Source organism: Amycolatopsis sp. EV170708-02-1 (genome assembly GCF_022479115.1).
Taxonomy (GTDB): domain Bacteria; phylum Actinomycetota; class Actinomycetes; order Mycobacteriales; family Pseudonocardiaceae; genus Amycolatopsis.
Genome location: NZ_CP092497.1, coordinates 1,207,867 through 1,229,227 on the forward strand (window position 1 = coordinate 1,207,867; position 21,361 = coordinate 1,229,227).

Sequence of the window (21,361 nt, forward strand, 5' to 3'; positions counted from 1 at the left end):
GCTAACCCCCGAGACCGAGCTGCTCGCTGTAGAACAGGCCGAGCCCGAACATGCAGCAGATGGCCGAAAGCAGCCAGAACCGGATGATGACGGTGGTTTCGGCCCAGCCCGCGAGCTCGAAGTGGTGATGGAACGGGGCCATCCGGAACAGCCGTCGCCTGGTCGTGCGGAACACGGCGATCTGCGCGACCACCGAGATCATCTCGACCATGAACAGACCGCCGATGACGATGGCGAGCAGTTCGGTGCGGGTGGTCATCGACAGCCCGGCGACGAGGCCACCGAGGGCCAGCGAACCGGTGTCACCCATGAAGATCTTCGCCGGTGCCGCGTTCCACCACAGGAAGCCGACACAGGCTCCGGTCGCCGCGGCGGCCACCACGGCCAGGTCCAGCGGGTCACGGACGTCGTAACAGGCGGCCTGCGGGGTGACCGCGCACGAGAGGCGGGTCTGCCAGAAGGCGATGACGACGTAGGTCGCCAGCACCATCGCCGCGGTGCCGCCGGCGAGCCCGTCGAGGCCGTCGGTGAAGTTCACCGCGTTCGACCAGCCCGAGATGACGATGTAGCAGAAGATCACGAAGAACACCGACGGGAAGGTGATCAGCGCGAGATCCCGCACGTAGGACAGGCTTTCCGACGCCGGGGTGAGCCCGCGTTCGTCGGCGAACTGCAGCGCCAGGATCGCGAAGGCGATCGTGACCACGAGCTGGCCGACCAGTTTCGCGGTCTTGTTCAGGCCGAGGTTGCGCTGCTTGCGGATCTTGATGAAGTCATCGAGGAATCCGACGAGCCCGAGGCCGACGGCCAGCAGGAGGACCAGCAGCCCCGAGGCGGACGGGCCGCCGGTGCCGTTGCCGCCGCTGAGCGCGCTGATCAGATGCGCCACGAAATACCCGACGACCATCGCGACGATGATCGCGACACCACCCATCGTCGGGGTACCGCGTTTGGATTTGTGTCCCTGCGGTCCTTCCTCCCGGATCTCCTGGCCGAAGCCCTGCCGGGAGAACACCCGGATCAGATAGGGAGTGAGGAGGATGGAGACCAGCAGGCCCGCCGCGGCCGCGATCAGGATGCTGATCACGCGTCACCACCGTTCGAGCGTTCGTGAGAGGGGGAAGGGGCTACTTCAGGGGATTCAGCGTCGGTTACGGGAGCGGCGAGCACGGCGTCGGCCACCCGCCACAGGGCGGCGGCCTTGGACGCCTTCACCAGCACCACGTCTCCCGCGCGGAGCTGATCATGCAGCAGGGCGATGGCGGCCTCGACGTCGGGTACCAGTACCGACTCCTCGCCCCAGGAACCCTCGTGCTGGGCGCCCTGATGCGTGGCCGCGGCGGCCTGGCCGATGACCACGAGCTTGTCGATGTTGAGCCGGACGACGAGCCTGCCGATGCCGTCGTGCGCCTCGACCGAGTTCTCGCCGAGGTCGCCCATCACGCCGAGCACGGCCCACGAGCGGCGGTTCGCGCTCATCGACGCGAGCGCCTTGAGCGCGGCCCGCATCGACTCGGGGCTGGCGTTGAAGGAGTCGTTGAGGACCGTGACACCGTCGGCGCGGGTGGTGACCTCCATACGGCGTTCGGAGCGCCGTTCGAGGCTCGACAGGCGGGCCGCGACCTCCTCGACCGTCGAGCCCATCTCCAGGGCCACGGCGGCCGCGCTGAGCGCGTTCCCGACCTGGTGCTCGCCGTAGAGCGGCAGCTTCACCGGCGCTTCGCCGTCCGGGGTGACCAGCCGGAACGACGCACGCGCTTCACCGTCGAGGGTGATGTCGGCGGCACGGACCTGCGCGGACTCGCTCTCGCCGACGAACACGACCTTGGCCGTCGTCCGGCTCGCCATGGCCGCGACGTACGGGTCGTCGAGGTTCAGGACCGCGACACCGCCGTCCTCGGCGCTCGGCAGTGCCTCCACGAGCTCGCCCTTGCCCTTGGCGATGCCTTCGCGCGAGCCGAACTCGCCGACGTGCGCGGTGCCGACGTTGAGCACGACCCCGATCCTCGGCGGCGCGATGGCCGCCAGTTCGGCGATGTGGCCGGGTCCGCGGGCGGAGAGCTCCAGCACCAGCTGCCGGGTCGAGTCGTCGGCCCGCAGCGCCGTCCAGGGGTGGCCCAGCTCGTTGTTGAACGAACCCGGCGGCGCCACCGTCGGGCCGAGCGGTTCGAGCAGCTGGGCGATGATGTCCTTGGTGGAGGTCTTGCCCGCCGAACCGGTGACCCCGACGACGGTCAGGTGGTCGCCGGCGAGCTTCCGGATCACGTGGCGGGCGAGCTTGGCGAGCGCGGCCAGCACCGCGGCACCCGCCCCGTCCTTGTCCGAGACCAGCGCGAACGCGCGCTCGTGCCCCTCGCCGGCTTTCAGCGGCGGCACGATCACGGCCGGGGCGTCGACCTCGCGGGCGGCGAGCACCGCGACGGCGCCCGACTCGACGGCCCGCGCGGCGAAGTCGTGGCCGTCGACCTTCGCGCCGGGCAGCGCGATGAACAGACCGCCGGGAGTGACCTCACGGGTGTCGAATTCGACGCTTCCGGTGACCTCGGCGGTCCCGTCGGTCCGATGCAGCCGCCCGCCGACGATGGCGGCGATCTCGGCCAGGCTGAGCACGATCACACTGTCTCCAGACGTCTGCGGATGGCGGCGGCCAGCTCTTCGGCGTCGGAGAACGGGTGCACGACACCCTGGACCTCCTGGCCGGTCTCGTGGCCCTTGCCCGCGATGAGCACGATGTCGCCGGGCTGGGCCAGCTCGACCGCGTGGACGATGGCCTCCCGGCGGTCGGCGATCTCGAGGATCTCGCCGCCCAAGGCCGGCCCGGCGTTGCGGGCACCGGCCAGCATCGCCGCCCGGATCGCGGCCGGATCCTCCGACCGCGGGTTGTCGTCGGTCACGATCAGCACCTCGCTGCGTCGGACCGCCGCCTCGCCCATGACCGGGCGCTTGGCCGTGTCGCGGTCCCCGCCGCAGCCGAGGACGGTGATGATCCGGCCCTCGGTGCGGGCACGCAGCGCGTCGAGCCCCTGCGCGACGGCGGCGGGCTTGTGCGCGTAGTCGACCACCGCGGTGAACGGCTGGCCGAGGTAGACCCGCTCCATCCGGCCCGGCACCTCGACCGAGGCGAGCCCGGCGACGATGGCGTCGAGCGGGACGCCCGCGGTGTTGAGGATCGCGGCCGCGAGCACGGCGTTCGCCACGTTGAACTCTCCCGGCAGCGGGATCTTCGCCGCGGCGGTGAGGCCCTCGGGGCCGTGGAGGGTGAAGGTCTGCTCCCCCGCCGGGGTGGGGTTGAGGTCGGTGGCGCGCCACAGCGCGTCCGTTCCCGGCTCGGTGGACACGGTCACCGTGTGCGGGGTGAGGAGTGCGTGGCCCCAGGCGCTGTCGACGACGACCACCTCGGCGGTGGACCGGCCGTCGAACAGCAGCGACTTGGCGGCGAAGTACTCCTCCATGTCCTTGTGGAAGTCCAGGTGGTCCTGGGAGAGGTTCGTGAACGCCCCGACCGCGAAGCGGGTGCCGTTGACCCGGCCCAGCGACAGCGCGTGGCTCGAGACCTCCATCGGGACGTGCGTGACGCCGCGTTCCACCATCACCGCGAACAGGGCCTGCAGATCCGGCGCCTCGGGGGTGGTGAACCCGCTGGCCAGTCGCTCCCCCGCGATCCGGGTCTCGACCGTGCCGATCAGCCCGGTGGTGAGCCCGGCCGCCTTGAGCCCGGCGTCGACCAGGTACGACGTCGTCGTCTTGCCGGACGTCCCGGTGATCCCGAGGACGGACAGCTCCAGCGACGGCTCTCCGTAGATCCAGGCTGCGATCTCGCCGAGGGCGGCCCGCGGGTCCGGGTGCACCAGGATCGGCACGCCGGCGTCGCGGAGCACCGGGCGCTCGGCGCCCGCCTCGTCGGTGAGCACGGCGGCCGCGCCGGCCGCGATGGCCTGGTCGCTGAAGTCCGCGCCGTGGGCGCGAGCACCGGGAAGCGCGGCGAAGAGGTCTCCGGGGAGGACGTGCTGCGCGCGGAGCGTGCTGCCCGTGACCGTCAGCTCGGCCGCGGCCGGGTAGTCGTCGCCACCCACCACGAGCCGTGCGCCCGCCCTGGCGAGCAGCGTGCCCAGCGGCATCGGCTCGATCCTGGCCGGACGAGGGGGTGCGGCGACGGCCTTGACCGGGCTGTCCGGGACCTGGGCAGCCGTCGCGCCGGACCCGCTTTCGACGGCGGGACCGCTGCGGGGATCTGAAGTAGGCACCGACACAGCCAAGGAGGTTACCGGCGCGGCATTCGGGTGACTGAAGCGGTGCGGGGTGTGAGCGCGGCGATCATGCTCGTGGTAATGGGTTTCGCGGCCTCTCCTTGGCACGCAAGGGCTTCCGACTGTCGCTTGAGGACTCGGGCCGCATCGGACCCGTGTTTTCCGCACGGTGCACAGCGCGGAGACCCGTTCACGCACAGCGACGATCACGAATTCTCGCTTGAGCACCGGTCACCGACGGCGTAACTCGCGTGATCGAAGGCGTAACTCAAGAGTTACGCCTTCAAGCACGCGAGTTACGTCCCCGAGCACGCGAGTTACGTCAGGAGAGCACCAGCGGCACCTGAGGCGACGGACCGTCCGAGAGCGGGATCTGGAACCGCTGCGCCAGGTACGCGGCCACCGAGTGGAACAGCGGCGCGGCCGAGAGTCCTTGCTGCAGGGTGGCGTCCGGCGCGTCGAGCCGGATGCCGACCACGAAGCGCGGGTTGTCGGCGGGCAGGATCCCGGCGAAGGTGATGTTGTACAGGTGGTTGCTGTACGTCTTCGTCTGCGGGTCGACCTGCTGGCCGGTGCCCGTCTTGCCCGAGATCTGGTAGCCCTCCAGCGCCGCCTTCGGCCCGGTGCCGCTCTGCTGCCCGCGGCCCTTCTGCGTCACCGCGCGCATCATGTCGCGCACGGTCTTCGCCGCCTGCGGGCTGATGACCTGCACGGTCTTCGGCGCCGGTTCCGGGACGAGGGTCCCGTCCGGGTTGACCTTCGCCTTGACCACCCGGGGTTCCACCCGCAGGCCGTCGTTCGCGATGGCCTGGTACATCCCGGCCATCTGCACGACCGTCATCGAAAGCCCCTGCCCGATCGGCAGGTTCCCGAAGGTCGTGGCCGACCACTGGTTGCGCGGCGGCACGACACCCGGGCTCTCACCGGGAAGGCCGAGCCCCGTGCGCTGGCCGAGACCGAACTTCTTCAGCAGATCCGCGTACCGGTCCTCGCCGAGTTTCTGCGCCAGCAACAGGGTGCCGACGTTCGACGACTTCGCGAAGATGCCGGTGGTGGTGAACTGCTGGGTGCCGTGGTGCCAGGCGTCCTTGACGATCTTGTCCGCGACCTGCAGCGAACCCGGCACCGGCAGCGACGCCTCGGGCGTGGTGATGCCCGCGTCGATCGCGCCCGCGGCGGTGACGATCTTGTTCACCGAACCGGGTTCGAACGGCGTGGTCACCGCGCGGTTGTTCAGGTTCTCCGTCTCGCTGCGCGAAGCGGGGTCGTTGAGGTTCACGGTCTTGTCGTTGGCCAGCGCGTAGACCTCGCCGGTCTTCGAGTCCAGGATGACCGCCTGGCCGCCCTTGGCCTTCGACTTGGCGACGTAATCGCTCAGCTGCCGCTGCAGTTCGTACTGCAGGTCGGTGTCGATCGTGAGCTGCAGATCCGAGCCGGGGACGGCGTTCTGGATATCCCGTTCGGTGCCGGGGATGACGAGGTTGTCGTTGCCGTTCCGGGTGTTGACGATCTTGCGGCCCGGCGTTCCGGCGAGGTCGTTGTCCCGCGAGGCTTCGAGACCGTAGCCACCGTGCAGGTTGTGCTTGGAGACGTCCTTGTCGTCGGTGCGCCAGTTCGCGTATCCGACGATGTTGGCGCCGACCGAGTCACCGGGGTATTCCCGCTTCGAGCGTTTCTCGACGCTGATCCACGGGAATTGCTTGACGATCGCGTCGGCGACCGACGGTTCGATGTCGTGGACCAGGTATGTGAACCCGTCCGGCTTGTGGAACTTGTCCAGCAGTTCCTTCTCGGTGATCACCCCGGGCAGCTTGGCCGCGATCACCTTCGCCGCGGCCGCCACGTCGGCCTCGAAGGTGTTGCCCTTGGCCGGGTTCTTCGCGGCGAAGTCTTCCCTGGTCTTGCGGAGCCAGTTCAGGCTCACCGCGAGCGTGCGCACCTCGACGCTGAACGCGATCTTCGTCCCGTTGCGGTCCAGGATGGAGCCACGCTGGGCGGGACTTTCGATCACCGACGTCCGCTGCCGTTCCGCCGCCTCGGACAGCGCGCCCGCCTCGAACCACTGCACCTGCACCAGTTTGAGGCCGGCGAGCACCATCACGACGATCAGCAGGATCCGGACGCCGGTGAACCGGCTCCGGTTCCCGCCGTTGCCCCGGCGGGCGGTGGCACGACGGGTCCCGGCGGCGTAGGTCCGCCGCGCGCTCCCCGCCGACCGGGCCCTGGCCTGTGCCGGGCGGCCGGGCGACATCACTGACCTCCCTGCGCCGGGGCCGCGTTCTCCTGGGGCACCGCGGGCTGGTCGCCCTCGTACGGCGTGCCCTGCTGTGTGCCCTCGGCGGGCGGAGGCGCCGCCGAGTCGGCCGGTGCGGCGGGCGCCTCGGCTTCGGCCTTCTTCGGCTCACCGACCACAGTGGACTGTCCATCCGGGCCGACCACGATATGCGCGGGGTCGCCGCCGGGCACCATGCCCAGTTCCCTGGCCTTGGGCGCCAGCGAAGCGGGCGATTCGGCCTTCGCGACCTCGCGCTGCAGCCGTTCCTTCGCCTCGGCGAGCCCGGCGTTGGTCGTGCGGAGCTGTTCGAGCCGGTACGAATCGGCGATGGCCTGCGTGGTCAGCCACAGCGTGCACGCCACGCCGACGGCCAGCATGCCCATCATCATCAGCACGAACGACGCGCGCGAACGCGGCCAGCGCAGCTTGAGCTTCTTCTTCGGCTCTTCCTTGCCCGCGCCGCCTTCCGCGTCGGGACGGTTGCGCTGCTGGTCTCGCTGCAGCAGGTCGGCGCGCTGGGCACGGCGGGCGTAGGCACGCTCGGCCGCCGACGTCCGGCCGCGGGAGGCGCGGGACTTCGTGGTCTCGGTGGTGTCGGGCGCCTGGTCGGCGGTGGCGGTCGCGCGGGCACGCCGTCCGGGCGGCGGTGTCCGGCGGCCGCGGGACTTCGCGGGAGCGGTCATCGTGCTCGGTCTCCGATCCGTTCGGCGGCTCGCAGCCGCACGGAGGCGGCCCGCGTGTTCTGTTCGGTCTCCGCCTCGCCGGCCTTCTCGGCCCCTCTGGTGAGCAGTTTCAGTTCCGGGCCGTGGCCCGGCAGTTCCACCGGAAGCCCTTCCGGCGTCCGGGATTTCGCCAGTTCCGCGAAGGCCTGCTTGACCAGCCTGTCTTCGAGGGACTGATAGGACTCCACGACGATGCGGCCGCCGACGGCGAGGCAGGACAGCGCCCTCGGCATCGCCCGCCGCAGCACCTCCAGTTCGCCGTTGACCTCGATCCGCAGCGCCTGGAAGGTGCGCTTCGCCGGATGCCCGCCGGTGCGCCTGCTCGCCGCGGGGACCGCGTCGTACAGCAGTTCCACCAGCCGCCCGCTGCGCGTGAAGGGTTCCTTTTCCCGTTCCGCCACAACGGCTTTGACGATCCGCTGGGCGAAGCGTTCCTCGCCGTAGTCGCGCAGGATCCGGATCAGCTCGCCGGGGGCGTAGGTGTTGAGCACGTCGGCCGCGGTGAACCCGGTGGTCGGGTCCATCCGCATGTCGAGCGGGGAATCCTTGGAATAGGCGAAACCGCGCTCGGCCCGGTCCAGCTGCATCGAGGAGACCCCGAGGTCGAACAGGATCCCGTCCACTCTGGACAGTCCGAGCCCCTGGAGCGCGGACGGCATCTCGTCGTAGACGGCGTGCACGAAGTCGACGCGATCACCATGCCGCGCAAGCCGTTTCGCGGAGAGTTCCAGCGCGTTGGGGTCGCGATCGAGGGCGACCAGGCGCAGCCGGGGAAACGCGGTGAGCAGCGCGTCGGAATGGCCGCCGAGCCCGACGGTCGCGTCGACCAGCACGGCCTCGCGGTCGGAGAAGACCGGCGCGAACAGTTCGACGATGCGGTCCAGCAGCACCGGGACGTGCTCGTGTTCGTCTGCCATGTCTTCCCCCCTTTCCTGTAGTGCCGGGGAAGATGCCGGATGCCGTCAGGTCCCTGTCCGCCCGCCTGCTGACCTGGTACCGGGGAAGGTGTACCAGGGCCACTGAGCGGACAGAGGCCTCACGGCATCCGTGTGGACGGTTCCCGGCGTGCCCGAAGCGTGAACCCGCGCCCCCCGACGGCGTGGGTGCTTCCTCGGTCACGTCTAGAAGACGCCCGGCAGAACTTCCTCTCGAGCCTTCGCGTAGCTGTCCTCGTGTTCGTCCAGGTAGCCCTGCCACGCTTGGGCGTCCCAGATCTCCAGCCTGGTGATCGCCCCGATCACCACGCACTCCTTGTTCAGCCCGGCGTAGCGTCGGAGCTCGGACGCGATCGCGATACGTCCTTGCCCGTCCGGGCGTTGTTCGTCCGTCCCGGCGAAGAGATAACGCTGATAGGCCCGGACCGCCTCGTTCGTGAACGGGGCGTCGGCGACCTTCCTCGCCATCTGCTCGAACTCGGCCCGGGGAAAGACGAAGAGACAGTGATCCTGTCCCTTGGTGACCATCAGCCCACCGGCGAGCGCGTCGCGGAACTTCGCGGGCAGCGTGAGCCGCCCCTTGTCATCCAGTTTCGGGGTGTGGGTGCCGAGGAACACCGGCTCCACCTCCCTACCGATCCTGGCTGCGAACAACCAAGCCCGGCCACGGGGCTCCCTTCTGCCCCACTGCGCACCACCGTACCCCACTTTTCACCACAGTCAACGCGGCAAAAGCCGCGACCACTCCGTCGTGTCAGACGTTTTCGCTGGTCAGCCAGGTGGGGCCAGGTGGGGGCGCGGTGGGGGACGGTGGCCAAGATCCCCTGCGCGGGTATCGAAGCAACCTCATCCATGCCTGACACGTCCCGATATCGGCCGCCGGAACCCTGCTGTGGGGCGAAGTGGGGGTGAAAGTGGGGAATCCGGTGGGGCGCGGTGGGGACACCCGGGGACACTGTGGAGGGTGACGACATCGGGTCATCCCATGACCCGTGTCGACAAAGGACACCGGCCCTCGCGAGGGCGGCTGGAGCCAGGCGCGTCGGGCGGTTTCGCGTGACTGCATGGACGGCACGCGTGACTGGATGGACGACACACGTGTCGTCCATCCAGTCACGCGTGCCGTCCGTCGGATCACGCGAGCCGTCCGATCAGGCGCGCGAAAGGCGCCCTCACGCGCCTGCTCTAGCGGTCCTCGTCCAGCAGTGAGGCCAGCCGCGCGGCCAGCCGGGGACCGTCCACAGGGGACACGTTCACCCACGCCTGCCCGCCGCGCCCCTCGGTCCGCGCCGCGCAGTACGCGCCGACGTCGGTGTCGAACCAGGTCAGCCCGCCGGCCCGGTGCGCCCGGCCGTCCCGGCCGCGGGTCCGCACGGTGAACTGGCCCGCGCTGTAGACGGGCCGTGCCTGGATCGCGAGTACCTCGCGCAGCTGACTGTCCGAAGCCGACGATCGCCCGCCGTCGCCGAACACCGGGTCCTCCAGGTCGTCGCCGAAACGCGCCGCGGGGAGGCTGACCCCGTAGCCGGGGCCGGGCCGCAGTTCGGGCAGGACGTCGACGATCGCGGCGAACACCTCGCCGTCGGTGATCCCGGACAGCGCGATGGTCTGTTCCGGCTGCGTGGCCAGCACGCCGTGCCGTCCGCGCGCGGCCGCGACCGCGCGAAACGGGGTTTCGGCGGTCATGTCGGCCAGCGCCTCGCATTCGACGTAGACCTCAGCGCGCGCGAGCAGATCCAGCCGCGCTTCCAGGGCGGCGTCGAGCCGGTCCCCGTCGTACAGGCCTCGTTCGGCGAGGTTTTCGTAGACCGCGCCGCGGATCTCGGCGCGTTCCGCTTCCGTGGCCCCGACACTGCGCACGGACAGCGGCCACGGCGGGGCCGCGTGTCCCAGATCCGACCAGAGGACGTCGAACGCCGACGCGGAAACGCGGATCAAGACCGCCCCAGCTCGGGCGGCTTCCCGAAGGAGACCTGCGGGGTCAGCGAACGCAGGGAGGCATCGCGGGTGTTCATGACATCGACGGCCTTGCGGCGGGCCTCCTCGGCTTCCGCGTGCTTGGCCTCCATCTCGTCGGCGAGCGCGGCCAGGAGCGCGAGGTTCCCGCCGGCCGCGGCGCCGCGGATCATCGCGCCGGGGTCGTAGTCCACCGGCGGCGGCATGTCGGCGCGGGCCCGCGCCGCCGCCTCGGCCTGCCCGGACACGGCCTTCCCGAGCGTGGACGAGAGGTCCGCGGACCAGGTCAGCCAGCCGGACGCGGTGGCCAGCACACCGCGGAGCGCGTCGCCCGCTTCCCCGCGCCAGTTCTCTTCACTGCTGCCGACCAGCCCGGCCAGTTCGGACGTCGCGTCCTGCATACGCCGCGCGAGCGCGTCCCAGCCGGCGCCGATGCCGCCCGCGGCCTCGGGGTCGTTGCCCGCTTCGACTTCGGCGGCCAGCGCTTCGTGGCTGTACGCCTCGTATCGCGTGGCCGCGACCGGGACCTCGCGTCCCGGCGTCTCTCCTTCAGGCACGGCACCTTCTCCTAAGGCAGTTTGGGTTCGGCCAATCCCGCCACCGTCACCGCGCGCTCGCAGGCGAGCGGGGTGTCGGTGAAGTTCGTGTTGCTCACGTCGATCTGGACGCTCGCCTTCTCCCCCATGCCGAGCAGGACCGCGCAGGTCCCGTCGGCGGCCTTCTTGTCGGCGACCTTGAGCGCGTCCCTGCCGCCGACCTTGGTCTTGGTGGCGGTCTTGCGCGCGACTTCGAGGTCGGCCAGGCCGTTCTTCTCGTCCACGGTGATGGTGACGCCGAAGGTCGCGGGCACCGTCCAGTCGCAGGCGCGGGCGCCGTTGATCTCCTTCGCGACGCCGAGCACGTTGATCCCGGCCGTCGACCGGTCCTGCGGGCCGAGCAGCGTGCACGGATCCACGCCGCGATCCGGCGCGGGCGCCGAAGACGAGGGCACGGGAGCGGGGCCGCCGGCGGCGGCCGGAACACGCGCTTGACCAGCGGCCCCTTGCCCGCAGGCGGACACTGTGAGGACGACCAGGACGCCGAGACCGGCAAGGCGGGAGCTCATGGGATCAGCCGCCGACACAGTCCACGTCCGCCGCCGCTTGTTCATCCTGTCGGGTGTACTTCGCCAGTGCCTTCTCGATCCGGTTCTTGAGCGCCTCGAGTTCCTTGCCGAACGCGGTGAGCGCCTCGACCGCGGACCCTTCGGCGCCTATCCCGTACTGCGCCATGAACTTGCCGACCTCGTCCGCGTATCCCCCGCCGAGGGGAACCGTGCGGCCGAGCACCTTGGCCTCGCGGACCATCTGGCCGACCACGTCTTGCAGGGCGGAGATCTTCGCGTGGGCGTCGGCGGCCAGCTCCGGCGCGACCGCGAACCCGCTCAGATCGAACCGGGGCTTGGCGGTACTCACCTCGCTCATAAGCGATTACGCCTCTCCGTAGTCGAGCGACCTCGCACCGGAGCATACGACAAAACAAGGCGTCAGCGGGAGCACCTGAAAACGCGCTCACCTCACCCGATCGAGGTAAGGTCCCTGGTTGCACAGAGTCATCGACTGGGGTTGGCGGGGTTCCCCCCACGAGTTCGCCCGAGTTTGACACACTTCGTGGGAGGCTGACCGCTGCCCGGGGGACTGACCGGTCCGGCAGAGGACCCAGCGGAAATCCAGCCACGCGGCATCAGGAGGTCGAGTGACGTCGAGAATCCAGTCTGCGACGCCCGGCGAACACCAGGGCGAGCAGGCAACCGGGCAAGCGCCGTACCCCACGGACGCCGGCTCGGTCAGCGGTCGGCAGAACGGCCGTGATGCCAGAGCATCGCTGGACGAGCTGCACGAGACCGCGCGGCGGATCGCCGCCAACGTGGAGCGGGTACTGGTCGGCAAACCCGACGTCATCCGCATCGCGCTCGTGACCCTGCTCGCCGAAGGCCACCTCCTCGTCGAAGACGTCCCCGGGGTCGGCAAGACCTCGCTGGCGAAGGCGCTGGCCCGCTCGATCGACTGCACCGTCAGCCGGATCCAGTTCACCCCCGACCTGCTGCCCAGCGACGTCACCGGGGTGTCCATCTACAACCGGCAGAGCGGCGAGTTCGAGTTCCGTCCCGGTCCGGTGTTCGCGAACATCGTGGTCGGCGACGAGATCAACCGCGCCTCGCCGAAGACGCAGTCGGCCCTGCTCGAATGCATGGAAGAGCACCAGGTCACCGTCGACACCTCGACCTACCACCTCGAAGAGCCGTTCATGGTGATCGCCACCCAGAACCCCATCGAGATGGAGGGCACCTACGCACTGCCCGAGGCCCAGCGGGACCGGTTCACCGCGCGGGTGTCCATCGGCTACCCCGACCAGCAGGCCGAGCTGGCCATGGTCGACGAGCACGCCGGGCACAACCCGCTGGCCGATCTCGAGCCCGTCTCCGACCGCGAGTCGGTGCAGCGGCTGATCGAGACGGTGCGCTCGGTGCACATGTCGCCGGAGATCCGCCGGTACGCCGTCGATCTGGTGGCCGCGACCCGCCAGGTGCCGGAGATCCGCCTCGGCGCCTCGCCGCGGGCGACCCTGCAGCTGGTCCGCGCGGCCCGCGCGCAGGCCGCGCTCTCGGGCCGTGAGTTCGTCGTCCCGGACGACCTGCACACGGTCGCGGTCCCGGTGCTGGCCCACCGCATGGTGCTCACCACCGAGGCGCACGCCGCCCGCCGGTCGGCCACCGACGTGGTCCGCGCGATCCTGCACCGTGTTCCCGTCCCGCAGGGCTCGAACCACCGCTGACAAGGGAAAAGGCGCATGCTGCGTGCTCTGTCCGGCCTGACCACACGCGGCCGCTGCCTCCTCGCCGCCGGCGTCGCCGCGGCGGCTTGCTCGTTCGTGCTCAACGAACGGGATCTGCTGCGGGTCGCGATGTTCGTCATCGCCCTGCCGCTGCTGGTCGCCTTCTTCATCTCGGCGACCCGGCTGCGGCTGGGCGCGGCCCGCTCGCTGCGCCCGGAGCGGGTCTCGGTCGGCTCGCCGGGCGAGGTCCAGCTCGAACTCTGGCGCAACGGGAGGCTCCCGGCCGGCGAGGTGCTGCTCGAAGACGGTGTGCCCTACGCGCTCGGTTCGCGGCCGCGGTTCGTCGTCGAACGCCTCCCCCACGACCGCCGCGTCGCGCTGCGGTATCCGCTGCAGCCGGTGCTGCGCGGGATCCAGCAGGTCGGCCCGCTGCGGGCGACGATCACCGACCCGTTCGGGCTGTGCGAGTTCGAACGTGAGCTGATCGGGCATTCCCGGCTGGTCGTGGTGCCGAAGGTGGTCGGCCTGTGGGGCCTGCCCAGCGGCGCCGGGATCGGCGCGGGCGACGACGGCAGCATCCGCCTGCACGCCGGGCAGGGCGAGTCGGACGTGATCGTCCGGCAGTACCGCCAGGGCGACGACCTGCGGAAGGTCCACTGGCGGTCGACCGCCCGCCGCGACGAGATCATGGTCCGCGTCGAGGAACGGCCGTGGCGCGGCGGCACCACGGTGCTGCTGGACCACCGCGCGGCGGCGCATCACGGCACCGGCCCCGCGGCGAGCCTCGAATGGGCCGTCTCGTTCGCCGCTTCGGTGTCCCTGCACCTGCGCCGGTCGGGGCACCGGGTCCGCCTGATCACCGAACACGGCCAGACGCTGGCCGACACCCCCGGCGAGGGTGGCGAGCACTACGACAACGTCGTGCTCGACGTCCTCGCCGCGCTCCAGCCCGCGCACCAGCGCGACATCACCCTCGGCCACGACCCGGCCGAGGGTCAGGAACTCATCGCGGTGCTCGGCACCGTCAGCAACGAATCCGTGCACGAGCTGTCCCGGTACCGCCCGCGCGGGATCCGGAGCCTCGCCGTGCTGCTCGACACCCCCGGCTGGTCGTCCGGCGTCAACCGGCCCGAAAACCGTGCCGCCGCCACCGAGGAGTCGGTGGCGCTGCTGCGCGCCGCGGGCTGGGGCGTCGTCGTCGCCGGTCCCGGATCGCCCATGCCGCAGGTCTGGGCCGAGCTCTGCCAGACGGCCACCCGCCGGGGCACGCTGATCGGAGGCGGCCTGTGACCGCGACCGCGCCACCCGTGCAGCACACCCCCAAACCGCGTCCCGCCGCCCCGCCGCCCGTCTGGACGAGCAGTGTTCTCGCGCCGGTCGCCGCCGGGCTCGCCACCTTGTTCGCCTCGACCTCGCTCACCGGCGTGGTCTCCGGCTGGGCGTGGTTCGGCTACCTGCTGGTCGCCGTCGTGCTGATCGCCTCGACCGGCCTCGCCCTGCGCTCGCTGCGCGCGCCGACCATCGTCGTCGGCCTGGCGCAGCTGCTGGTCCTGCTGTTCCTGATCACCGGGGCGTTCACCACCAGCGGGTTCCTGAAGATCTTCCCCGGCCCGGACGCGCTCGAAGAACTGCGCGGTGTCCTTGGCGCCGCGGCCGAGCAGATCCGCGTCGGCCTGCCCCCGGTCGAGGGCACGCCGCCGATCCTGTGCCTGATCACCATCGCGATCGGCCTGGTCGCGGTCCTGGTCGACACGCTGGCCGTGGCCGCCGCCGCGCCCGCCGCGACCGGCCTGGTCCTGCTGTGCGTGTACGCCGTCCCGGCCGCGCTGGCCGAGGACATGCTGCCCTGGTGGACGTTCCTGCTCGGCGCGGCCGCGTTCGCCGGGCTGCTCGCCGTCGACGGCAACCACCGGCATCGCCGCTGGCGCAACCGGGACGCGCCCGGGCTGGGCAACTCGGCGAGCACGTTGTCGGCCCCCGTCGGCGTGGTGGCCGCCGCGATCGCGATGGGCCTGGTGATCGGCACCGCCGTCACCGGCGTCGGCACCGTCGGCAGCCTTCCCGGCGGCCAGGGTTCGGGGCGCGGAGGCGCGGGCGGCTTCGGCGTCGAACCGTTCACCCAGCTGCGTGGCCTGCTCGACCAGGGCGAGAACGTGGAGCTGTTCAAGGTCTACGGGCTGGGCGCGGACAAGCGGCTGTTGCGCGCGTTCACGCTGGACACCTACACCCCGAACAAGGGCTGGGGGCTGGCGCAGAACGGCCGCGCCCAGCAGGGCGTGCAGGCCAACAAGGGACTTCCGCCCGCTCCGGGTGACGACGGCGCCGGGCCCGGGCGCGAGATCCGGATCGAGCCGACGAACTGGGTCGACAACTGGCTGCCGATCTACGGCGCGCCGAGGGCGCTCAACGGGCTGGCCGACAACTGGCTGTACGACCCGGTCGGCGGCGCAGTGTTCACCACGACCAAGCAGAGCGCGCCGGCCTACACCGAGACCGCGTCCATCAAGGAGCCGTCGAAGGACGAACTCCGGCTCGACGACGCCCGCCTGGCCGAGGTGCCGCAGCAGTTCACGCAGGTCGACCGCGTCGATCCCCGGGTCGCCGCGAAGGCAAGGCAGCTGACGGAGAACGAGACCAACAACTTCGACAAGGCGCAGGCGCTCTGGTCGTTCTTCACCGCGCAGAACGGGTTCGTCTACGACACCAAGACCGCCGACGCCACCGACTCCGACGCGCTCGCCGACTTCGTCCTCAACGGCAAACGCGGATTCTGCGAGCAGTTCGCGTCCGCGATGGCCGTGATGCTGCGGTCGGTCGGCATCCCGTCGCGGGTCGCCATCGGCTTCACCTCCGGGACACCGAAGGGCGATCACGTCTCGATCAGCTCCGAAGACGCCCACGCGTGGGTCGAGGTCTACTTCCAGACGAAGGGCTGGGTCAGCTTCGACCCGACCCCGCTGGTCGACGGCCGCGCGGTCGTCCCGCCGTACCTGCAGAACGACGCCGGCAGCTCCACGACCAACGACACCCAGGAAGTGCCGAGCGCGCCCGCGTCGAGCGCCCCCGCCACCGGCACCCCCGCGACCAGGGCGAGGACCTCGGTGCCGACGGCGGCACGGGCCAGCAGGAGGAAGAGCCGCTGTGGCCCGCGATCCTCGCCGGGATCCTCGGCGGGCTGGCGGCCGCGCTGACCGTGGTCGCGATCGTGCGGTCCCGGTTGAGATACCGGGCGCTGATGCGGCCGTCCGCGTCCAGGGACCCGTCCGCGCCGGAACCCGGGTTCCTCGGCAACCAGAACGTGACGAACTGGCTGCCGCTGATCGCGATCGCGCTGTGGGTGGCGTCGTTCGCGTTCCTGGCGGCGTGGGTGTCGTGGTGGTTCGCGCTGGCGCTGGTGATCGTCCTCGGGGTGCTCGGCACGCCGACGGCGATCCGGGAGATCAAGCGACGGCTGCGGCTGCAGAAGATCGCGTCCCGCTCCCCCGCCGCGGCCGACGCGGCGTGGCGCGAGCTGATGGACGAGTGCGCGGACCGCGGCCTGCCGCTGTCCGGCGGCGACACGGTGCGCGTGGCGGGCCGGAAGGTCGTCGAGAAGCACCGGCTGGACGAGGAGGGCCGCACCGGCCTGCGGACGGTCATCGGTGTCGTGGAGCGGTCCTGGTACTCGGACAAGCCGGCCGACGACGAGACGTTGGGCCCGGCCTTCGACGAGGTCCGCAAGAGCCTGAAGCGGAACGCGCCCATGTCGTGGAAGGGCCGCCTGTTCCCGCGGTCGCTGCGGCGAGGCAAGTAGCCAGGCGCTGAAGGGCGCTTTCCCCTCATCTCATGCGGGGAAAGCGCCCTTCGCCGCGTCTCATGCGGGGAAAGCGTCCTTCAGCTCGGCGCAGGACAACGCGAACATGCCGACAAGGCATCGCCCTGCCGGCATGTTCGCGTGTGTGAGAGCTATTGCTCCTCGAAGCGCTGGCGGAAGCGCTCTTCCATGCGCTGGGTGAACGAGCTCCGGCGCGTGGACGGCTTGCCGCCGCCACCTCCGCCGCCACCCGGGCCACCGCTGTCCTTGCCGCCTTCCGCTTCGGCTCCTTGCCGAATCGATGTGACGGCCATCATGACTCCGAAGAACATCACGAGGAACCCGAGCACGCTGATCACTGGGATCTCGGCCACCCGGATGTTGACCACCACGCCGAGCACCAACAGTGCGACGCCCACTACGAACAGGGCGATGCCCTGCAAACGCCGTCGGCGGGCGGGGCGGCGCAACCGGGTGCCTCGCACCGTGGATGCGAACTTGGGGTCCTCGGCATAGAGCTCGCGCTCGATCTGATCGAGCAGCCGCTGCTCATGCTCGGAGAGTGGCATCTTTCCTCCTCCGGCACAGCTGTCGCGGGCGCCGGGCCGCGCAACGTCATGGACCCAACAGACAACCCCAGGCGGGGTGTCTCTGTCCAGGATACGAGCCCCGCGCTCGTCCGACTACCCGATCCCGTATCCAGAAGGGATCGAATTGGCCGAAACCACCCGACTCGGCTCTCTCGAAGACGACGGAGCGGGCGATGTCACTGGTCACGGGGGGTCAGCAGTGACGCGGGCCGCACCGCGGCGGCGCCGAACTTCGACCTCGCGACGTCGGCGGCGACTTCCGCATCACGCCAACGGGGTTCGGCGGAGGCGAAAAGCAGTTGTTCTCCGTCACTCTCCGTGTCCAACCCCTCGACTCTTACGCCGATCAGGCGGACCGCGCCCGTCGGCGCGTGCTCGGCGAGGAGCTCGACGGCGGTGCGGTGGATGTCGCGGGCCACATCCACCGGGACGGCGGTTGTCCTCGCGCGGGTGATGGTCTTGAAGTCCGCGAACCGGACCTTGATCGACACCGTCCGCCCGCGAAGCCCCCGGCGGCGCAGGGTGGCGGCGACCCGTTCCGAGAGCCGGAGCAGTTCCAGCCCGAGGGCCGAGCGGTCGTGGAGGTCGACGTCGAAGGTCACTTCGGCGCCGACCGACTTGTCCGGCGACTCCGGGACGACCTTGCGGTCGTCGTGCCCGTTCGCGAGGGCGTACAGGTGCTCTCCCAGCGCCCGCCCGAGCGACCGCCTCAGCCTCGACAGCGGAGCGGCGGCGACGTCGGCGATGGTGTCGAGGCCCTGCTGCCGCAGCTGCTCCTCGGTCCGTTTGCCGACGCCCCACAGCGCCGACACGGGCAGCGGGTGCAGGAACGCGAGCGTCTCGGCCGCCGGGACGACGACCATGCCGTCCGGTTTCGCCATCCCGGACGCGAGCTTCGCGACGAACTTGACCTTCGCGACGCCGACCGAGCAGCTGATCCCGAACTCGGCGGCCACCCGCTCCCGGATCCGGGCGCCCAGCCGCGCGGGCGAGGAGTCCAGCCGCTTGAGCGCCCCGCTGACGTCCAGGAAGGCCTCGTCCAGGCTCAGCGGCTCCACCAGTGGCGTCAGCTCGCGGAAGATCCCCATGACCCCTTGGGACACCTCGCCGTAGAGCCCCGGGGTCGGGGTGATGCAGATCAGCTGCGGGCAGAGCCGTTTGGCGGTCGAGAACGGCATGGCCGACCGGACGCCGAACTCGCGCGCCGCGTAGCTCGCGGCCGCGACGACCGACCTCGGGCCGCCACCGGAGACGACCACCGGCTTGCCCGCCAGCTCCGGACGGGTGCGCAGCTCGCACGACACGAAGAAGGCGTCCATGTCGACGTGCAGCAGGCCGCAGCCGGTGTCGTCGGGCCAAGTGGTGGCCCCGGTCGTCACGCGGTAGCGGGCCATCCCCCGGGCAGTTCAGCGTTTCTCCCCACGGGTGGACGCTAGCCCGGACCACCGACAATTCCGGCCGCGGCGTGCCGGAAACGGTCAGGCCGGCCGGTGGGCCAGCAGGTGCAGCCGGCTGGCGATGTCCCGCAACGGCGGAACCGACGCCGCCGCCAGCTCGAACTCGGCCAGGTCCTCTTCCCGCACCCCGCCGGGCACGAAGTCCGCCACGACGCCGTCGCCCTGCAGCGAGGTCACCTCGAGACCCACCTCAATCAGCTGGGCGCGCAGGGCCTCGGCGTCGAACCGCCGCAGCACGGTCTCCCGGCCACCGCCGAGCACGCCGCTCTCGGCCGCGAGCAGCTCCCGCGCCTCCCCGAGGCGTCCGGCCAGCGCGCGCTGCAGGATCGCGGCGTGCCGGTTCGCCACCAGCACCGACACGGCGCCGCCGGGGCGCACGGCCGCGGCCAGCGCGGCGAGCACGAGCGCCGGGTCGTCGACGACTTCGAGCAGGCCGTGCGCGAGGACGAGGTCGGCCGATCCGGCGGCGACGTGGGCGCCGAGCGCGTCGGAGTCGTCGGCGATCACCGTGATGCTCGCGGAGACGCCCTCTTCTTCGGCGCGGCGGCGCAGGGTCGCCAGCGCGTTGGGGTTCGGTTCGACCACGGTCACCAGGCAACCGGCCGAGGCCAGCGGCACCGCCCAGCCGCCGCTGCCGCCGCCGACGTCGACGACGTGCGGCTGTTGTGCGCCTCGCGCCCGTGCGGCCCGGAGTTCTGCTTCGAGAACCCGGCGAACCGCCCCCGATCCCCGCGTGGCCACGGTGTCCGTCTTCATAAGCGCACAGGGTAATGCCCGCCTTCGCCGGCCCGCCGGGTGTAGTCCGATGCGGTGTTCGACACCTTGCCAAGGGGCTGCCCCGCCGACTGCCCGTAGGCTGTATCGAGTGCACACGGTCGCTGTTCTCAGCCTGAAGGGTGGCGTCGGTAAAACGACGGTCGCCCTCGGTGTCGCGTCCGCCGCGCTGCGTAGGGGCGCCCGGACTCTCGTGGCCGACCTCGACCCGCAGGGCAACGCCACCACCTCGCTGGACCCGCCCTTCACCGATCGCACGCTGGCCGACGTCCTCGAGACGCCGGTGCGCTCGGTGCTCGAACGCGCGATCGCGCCCAGCGTGTGGAGCGACCAGATCGACGTCCTCGTCGGCGCCGAAGAGCTGGAGATGCTCAACGAGCCCGACGCCGACAGCCGCCGCCTGGAGAACCTCTCCCGCGCGCTCGACGAGCTGCACACGAACCCGCTGCGCGAGGAACCCTACGAACTGGTGATCCTCGACTGCCCGCCGTCGCTGGGCAGGCTGACCCGCTCCGCGCTGGTGGCCGCGGACAGCGCCTTGATCGTCACCGAGCCGACGATGTACGCCGTCTCCGGTGCCCGCCGGGCGCTCGACGCGATCGAGAAGATCCGCGAGGAGCAGAACCCGGGGCTGCGGCCGATCGGCGTCGTGGTCAACAAGCTCCGCGTGCGCTCCTACGAGCATCAGTTCCGCGTGGCCGAGCTGCGGGAGAACTTCGGCCCGCTGGTGATGCCGACGGCCATCCCGGACCGGCTCGCCGTGCAGCAGGCGCAGGGCGCGTGCAGCCCGATCCACGAGTGGCACTCCCCCGGCGCGCAGGAGATCGCGCTCACCTTCAACATGGTGCTGGCGAAGGTCCTGCGTTCGAGCCGGGCCGGACGGCATCGCGTCCGCGGCGAGGAAGAGCCCGAAACAACCGAGGCGCCCGCCAAGCTGAGCGACACCGGCACGGGATAGGCGCCGATGCCCGAAGGCGACACCGTCTTCCTCGCCGGCAAGGTCCTCGACAAGGCGTTGGCGGGCAAGACCTTGCTGCGCGGCGAGTTCAGGGTCCCTCAGCTGGCCACGACGGATCTCGCCGGACGTGCCGTACTCGGCGTCGGCACGGTCGGCAAGCATCTGCTGACCCGGTTCTCCGGCGACCTCACCCTGCACAGCCATCTGCGGATGGACGGCAAGTGGGACGTCTACCGGGCCGGCGCGCGCTGGCGGCATCCGGCGCATCAGGCGCGGGTCATCCTGGCCACCGAGGAGCTGCAGGCGATCGGCTTCCGCGTGCACGACCTCGAACTCGTGCCCACCGACGAGGAAGACCGCCTGGTCGGCCACCTCGGCCCCGACCTTCTCGATCCACAATGGACGGACGAGCTTGCGGAGCGGGCCGCCGCCGCACTGGCCGCGGACCCCGGTCGCGAACTCGGCGACGCCCTGCTGGACCAGCGCATCATGGCGGGGATCGGGAACCTGTACAAGGTGGAGATCTGCTTCCTGCTCAAGGTCTCCCCGTGGACCCCGGTGTCCGAAGTGGACTCGGCGAAGGCGGTCGCGCTCGGGCGGAAACTACTGGCGGCCAACGCCTGGCGACACGAGCAGATCACGACCGGAGACCCGCGCCGCGGCCGACGCCAGTGGGTCTACGAGCGGACGCGACAGGGCTGCTTCCGCTGTGGCGGCAAGGTGGAGGTGCTCCAGCAGGGCACCGGGTACCAGCAGCGGCCGACCTGGTTCTGCCCGAATTGCCAGCCAGGGCCCCGTCCGGACCGGTAAGCTGGCCCGGTGACGCTGTTCAAGCTCCCG

The 21,361-nt window shown here is 70.9% G+C and carries 18 protein-coding genes and 1 pseudogene; 5 read left to right on the forward strand and 14 right to left on the reverse strand.

The window, feature by feature from the left end:
* Position 1: 1 nt before the first annotated feature.
* The 11 genes from mraY to MJQ72_RS05465 form a co-directional block, all read right to left on the reverse strand.
* The gene (gene mraY, locus MJQ72_RS05415; protein WP_016332673.1) at positions 2-1,087 is read right to left on the reverse strand and encodes a phospho-N-acetylmuramoyl-pentapeptide-transferase; all 1,086 of its coding nucleotides are present in this window, start codon (positions 1,085-1,087) and stop codon (positions 2-4) included.
* The gene (gene murF / locus MJQ72_RS05420) at positions 1,084-2,616 is read right to left on the reverse strand and encodes a UDP-N-acetylmuramoyl-tripeptide--D-alanyl-D-alanine ligase (RefSeq protein ID WP_240598033.1); all 1,533 of its coding nucleotides are present in this window, start codon (positions 2,614-2,616) and stop codon (positions 1,084-1,086) included. Before murF ends, mraY begins: the two co-directional genes overlap by 4 nt.
* Positions 2,613-4,118 (reverse strand): UDP-N-acetylmuramoyl-L-alanyl-D-glutamate--2,6-diaminopimelate ligase, encoded by a 1,506-nt coding sequence (locus MJQ72_RS05425; RefSeq protein ID WP_240601258.1) that lies wholly within the window; start codon positions 4,116-4,118, stop codon positions 2,613-2,615. Before MJQ72_RS05425 ends, murF begins: the two co-directional genes overlap by 4 nt.
* Positions 4,119-4,569: 451 nt before the next feature.
* Positions 4,570-6,498, reverse strand: coding sequence for a penicillin-binding protein 2 (locus MJQ72_RS05430; RefSeq protein ID WP_240598034.1), 1,929 nt, complete (start codon positions 6,496-6,498; stop codon positions 4,570-4,572).
* Positions 6,498-7,205: a hypothetical protein gene (locus tag MJQ72_RS05435; RefSeq protein ID WP_240598035.1), complete on the reverse strand. Its 708-nt coding sequence runs from the start codon at positions 7,203-7,205 to the stop codon at positions 6,498-6,500. Before MJQ72_RS05435 ends, MJQ72_RS05430 begins: the two co-directional genes overlap by 1 nt.
* Positions 7,202-8,161 (reverse strand): 16S rRNA (cytosine(1402)-N(4))-methyltransferase RsmH, encoded by a 960-nt coding sequence (rsmH, locus tag MJQ72_RS05440; RefSeq protein WP_038516446.1) that lies wholly within the window; start codon positions 8,159-8,161, stop codon positions 7,202-7,204. Before rsmH ends, MJQ72_RS05435 begins: the two co-directional genes overlap by 4 nt.
* 204 nt (positions 8,162-8,365) lie before the next feature.
* Entirely contained in the window at positions 8,366-8,797 is a 432-nt protein-coding gene (mraZ, locus tag MJQ72_RS05445) for a division/cell wall cluster transcriptional repressor MraZ (protein WP_005156436.1), read from the reverse strand.
* 567 nt (positions 8,798-9,364) lie between these two features.
* A complete protein-coding gene (locus MJQ72_RS05450) occupies positions 9,365-10,117 on the reverse strand; it encodes an ESX secretion-associated protein EspG (protein ID WP_240598036.1) in 753 nt (250 codons plus the stop codon).
* On the reverse strand, positions 10,114-10,692 hold the full coding sequence (locus tag MJQ72_RS05455) for a PE-PGRS family protein (RefSeq protein WP_240598037.1): 579 nt from the start codon (positions 10,690-10,692) through the stop codon (positions 10,114-10,116). The genes MJQ72_RS05450 and MJQ72_RS05455 overlap by 4 nt, the downstream gene beginning before the upstream one ends.
* An 11-nt stretch (positions 10,693-10,703) precedes the next feature.
* Positions 10,704-11,240, reverse strand: coding sequence for a DUF3558 domain-containing protein (locus MJQ72_RS05460; RefSeq protein ID WP_240598038.1), 537 nt, complete (start codon positions 11,238-11,240; stop codon positions 10,704-10,706).
* Between the two features lie 4 nt (positions 11,241-11,244).
* Complete coding sequence (locus tag MJQ72_RS05465) at positions 11,245-11,598, reverse strand: hypothetical protein (protein ID WP_240598039.1); 354 nt, start codon at positions 11,596-11,598, stop codon at positions 11,245-11,247.
* A 271-nt stretch (positions 11,599-11,869) separates the two neighbouring features.
* Here MJQ72_RS05465 and MJQ72_RS05470 point away from each other — a divergent pair, with 271 nt between their 5' ends.
* From MJQ72_RS05470 to MJQ72_RS05480, 3 genes and pseudogenes are all read left to right on the forward strand, one after another.
* On the forward strand, positions 11,870-12,949 hold the full coding sequence (locus MJQ72_RS05470) for a MoxR family ATPase (RefSeq protein ID WP_240598040.1): 1,080 nt from the start codon (positions 11,870-11,872) through the stop codon (positions 12,947-12,949).
* Between the two features lie 15 nt (positions 12,950-12,964).
* Complete coding sequence (locus MJQ72_RS05475; protein WP_240598041.1) at positions 12,965-14,239, forward strand: DUF58 domain-containing protein; 1,275 nt, start codon at positions 12,965-12,967, stop codon at positions 14,237-14,239.
* Positions 14,236-16,742, forward strand: a pseudogene (locus MJQ72_RS05480) (transglutaminaseTgpA domain-containing protein). The gene MJQ72_RS05475 and the pseudogene MJQ72_RS05480 overlap by 4 nt, the downstream one beginning before the upstream one ends.
* A gap of 152 nt (positions 16,743-16,894) precedes the next feature.
* Here the strand turns inward: MJQ72_RS05480 and MJQ72_RS05490 are convergent.
* The 3 genes from MJQ72_RS05490 to MJQ72_RS05500 form a co-directional block, all read right to left on the reverse strand.
* Positions 16,895-17,311 (reverse strand): DUF3040 domain-containing protein, encoded by a 417-nt coding sequence (locus MJQ72_RS05490; RefSeq protein WP_240598044.1) that lies wholly within the window; start codon positions 17,309-17,311, stop codon positions 16,895-16,897.
* 197 nt (positions 17,312-17,508) lie between these two features.
* Complete coding sequence (gene dinB, locus MJQ72_RS05495) at positions 17,509-18,726, reverse strand: DNA polymerase IV (RefSeq protein WP_240598045.1); 1,218 nt, start codon at positions 18,724-18,726, stop codon at positions 17,509-17,511.
* 84 nt (positions 18,727-18,810) lie between these two features.
* Complete coding sequence (locus tag MJQ72_RS05500) at positions 18,811-19,545, reverse strand: methyltransferase domain-containing protein (RefSeq protein WP_240598046.1); 735 nt, start codon at positions 19,543-19,545, stop codon at positions 18,811-18,813.
* 109 nt (positions 19,546-19,654) lie between these two features.
* Between MJQ72_RS05500 and MJQ72_RS05505 the strand changes: the two genes are divergently transcribed.
* Entirely contained in the window at positions 19,655-20,521 is an 867-nt protein-coding gene (locus MJQ72_RS05505) for a ParA family protein (RefSeq protein ID WP_007029346.1), read from the forward strand.
* Positions 20,522-20,527: 6 nt separating this feature from the next.
* Positions 20,528-21,331, forward strand: coding sequence for a DNA-formamidopyrimidine glycosylase family protein (locus MJQ72_RS05510; RefSeq protein WP_240598047.1), 804 nt, complete (start codon positions 20,528-20,530; stop codon positions 21,329-21,331).
* The last annotated feature ends 30 nt before the right edge of the window (positions 21,332-21,361 follow it).

Bases quoted from the DNA above. Each gene is read 5' to 3' on its own strand.
- dinB (WP_240598045.1), bottom strand. From the start codon at position 18,726: ATGGCCCGCTACCGCGTGACGACCGGGGCCACCACTTGGCCCGACGAC.
- MJQ72_RS05460 (WP_240598038.1), bottom strand. From the start codon at position 11,240: ATGAGCTCCCGCCTTGCCGGTCTCGGCGTCCTGGTCGTCCTCACAGTG.
- MJQ72_RS05510 (WP_240598047.1), top strand. From the start codon at position 20,528: ATGCCCGAAGGCGACACCGTCTTCCTCGCCGGCAAGGTCCTCGACAAG.
- MJQ72_RS05435 (WP_240598035.1), bottom strand. From the start codon at position 7,205: ATGACCGCTCCCGCGAAGTCCCGCGGCCGCCGGACACCGCCGCCCGGA.
- MJQ72_RS05430 (WP_240598034.1), bottom strand. From the start codon at position 6,498: ATGTCGCCCGGCCGCCCGGCACAGGCCAGGGCCCGGTCGGCGGGGAGC.
- MJQ72_RS05500 (WP_240598046.1), bottom strand. From the start codon at position 19,545: ATGAAGACGGACACCGTGGCCACGCGGGGATCGGGGGCGGTTCGCCGG.
- MJQ72_RS05425 (WP_240601258.1), bottom strand. From the start codon at position 4,118: ATGCCGCTGGGCACGCTGCTCGCCAGGGCGGGCGCACGGCTCGTGGTG.
- MJQ72_RS05465 (WP_240598039.1), bottom strand. From the start codon at position 11,598: ATGAGCGAGGTGAGTACCGCCAAGCCCCGGTTCGATCTGAGCGGGTTC.
- MJQ72_RS05475 (WP_240598041.1), top strand. From the start codon at position 12,965: ATGCTGCGTGCTCTGTCCGGCCTGACCACACGCGGCCGCTGCCTCCTC.
- MJQ72_RS05490 (WP_240598044.1), bottom strand. From the start codon at position 17,311: ATGCCACTCTCCGAGCATGAGCAGCGGCTGCTCGATCAGATCGAGCGC.
- rsmH (WP_038516446.1), bottom strand. From the start codon at position 8,161: ATGGCAGACGAACACGAGCACGTCCCGGTGCTGCTGGACCGCATCGTC.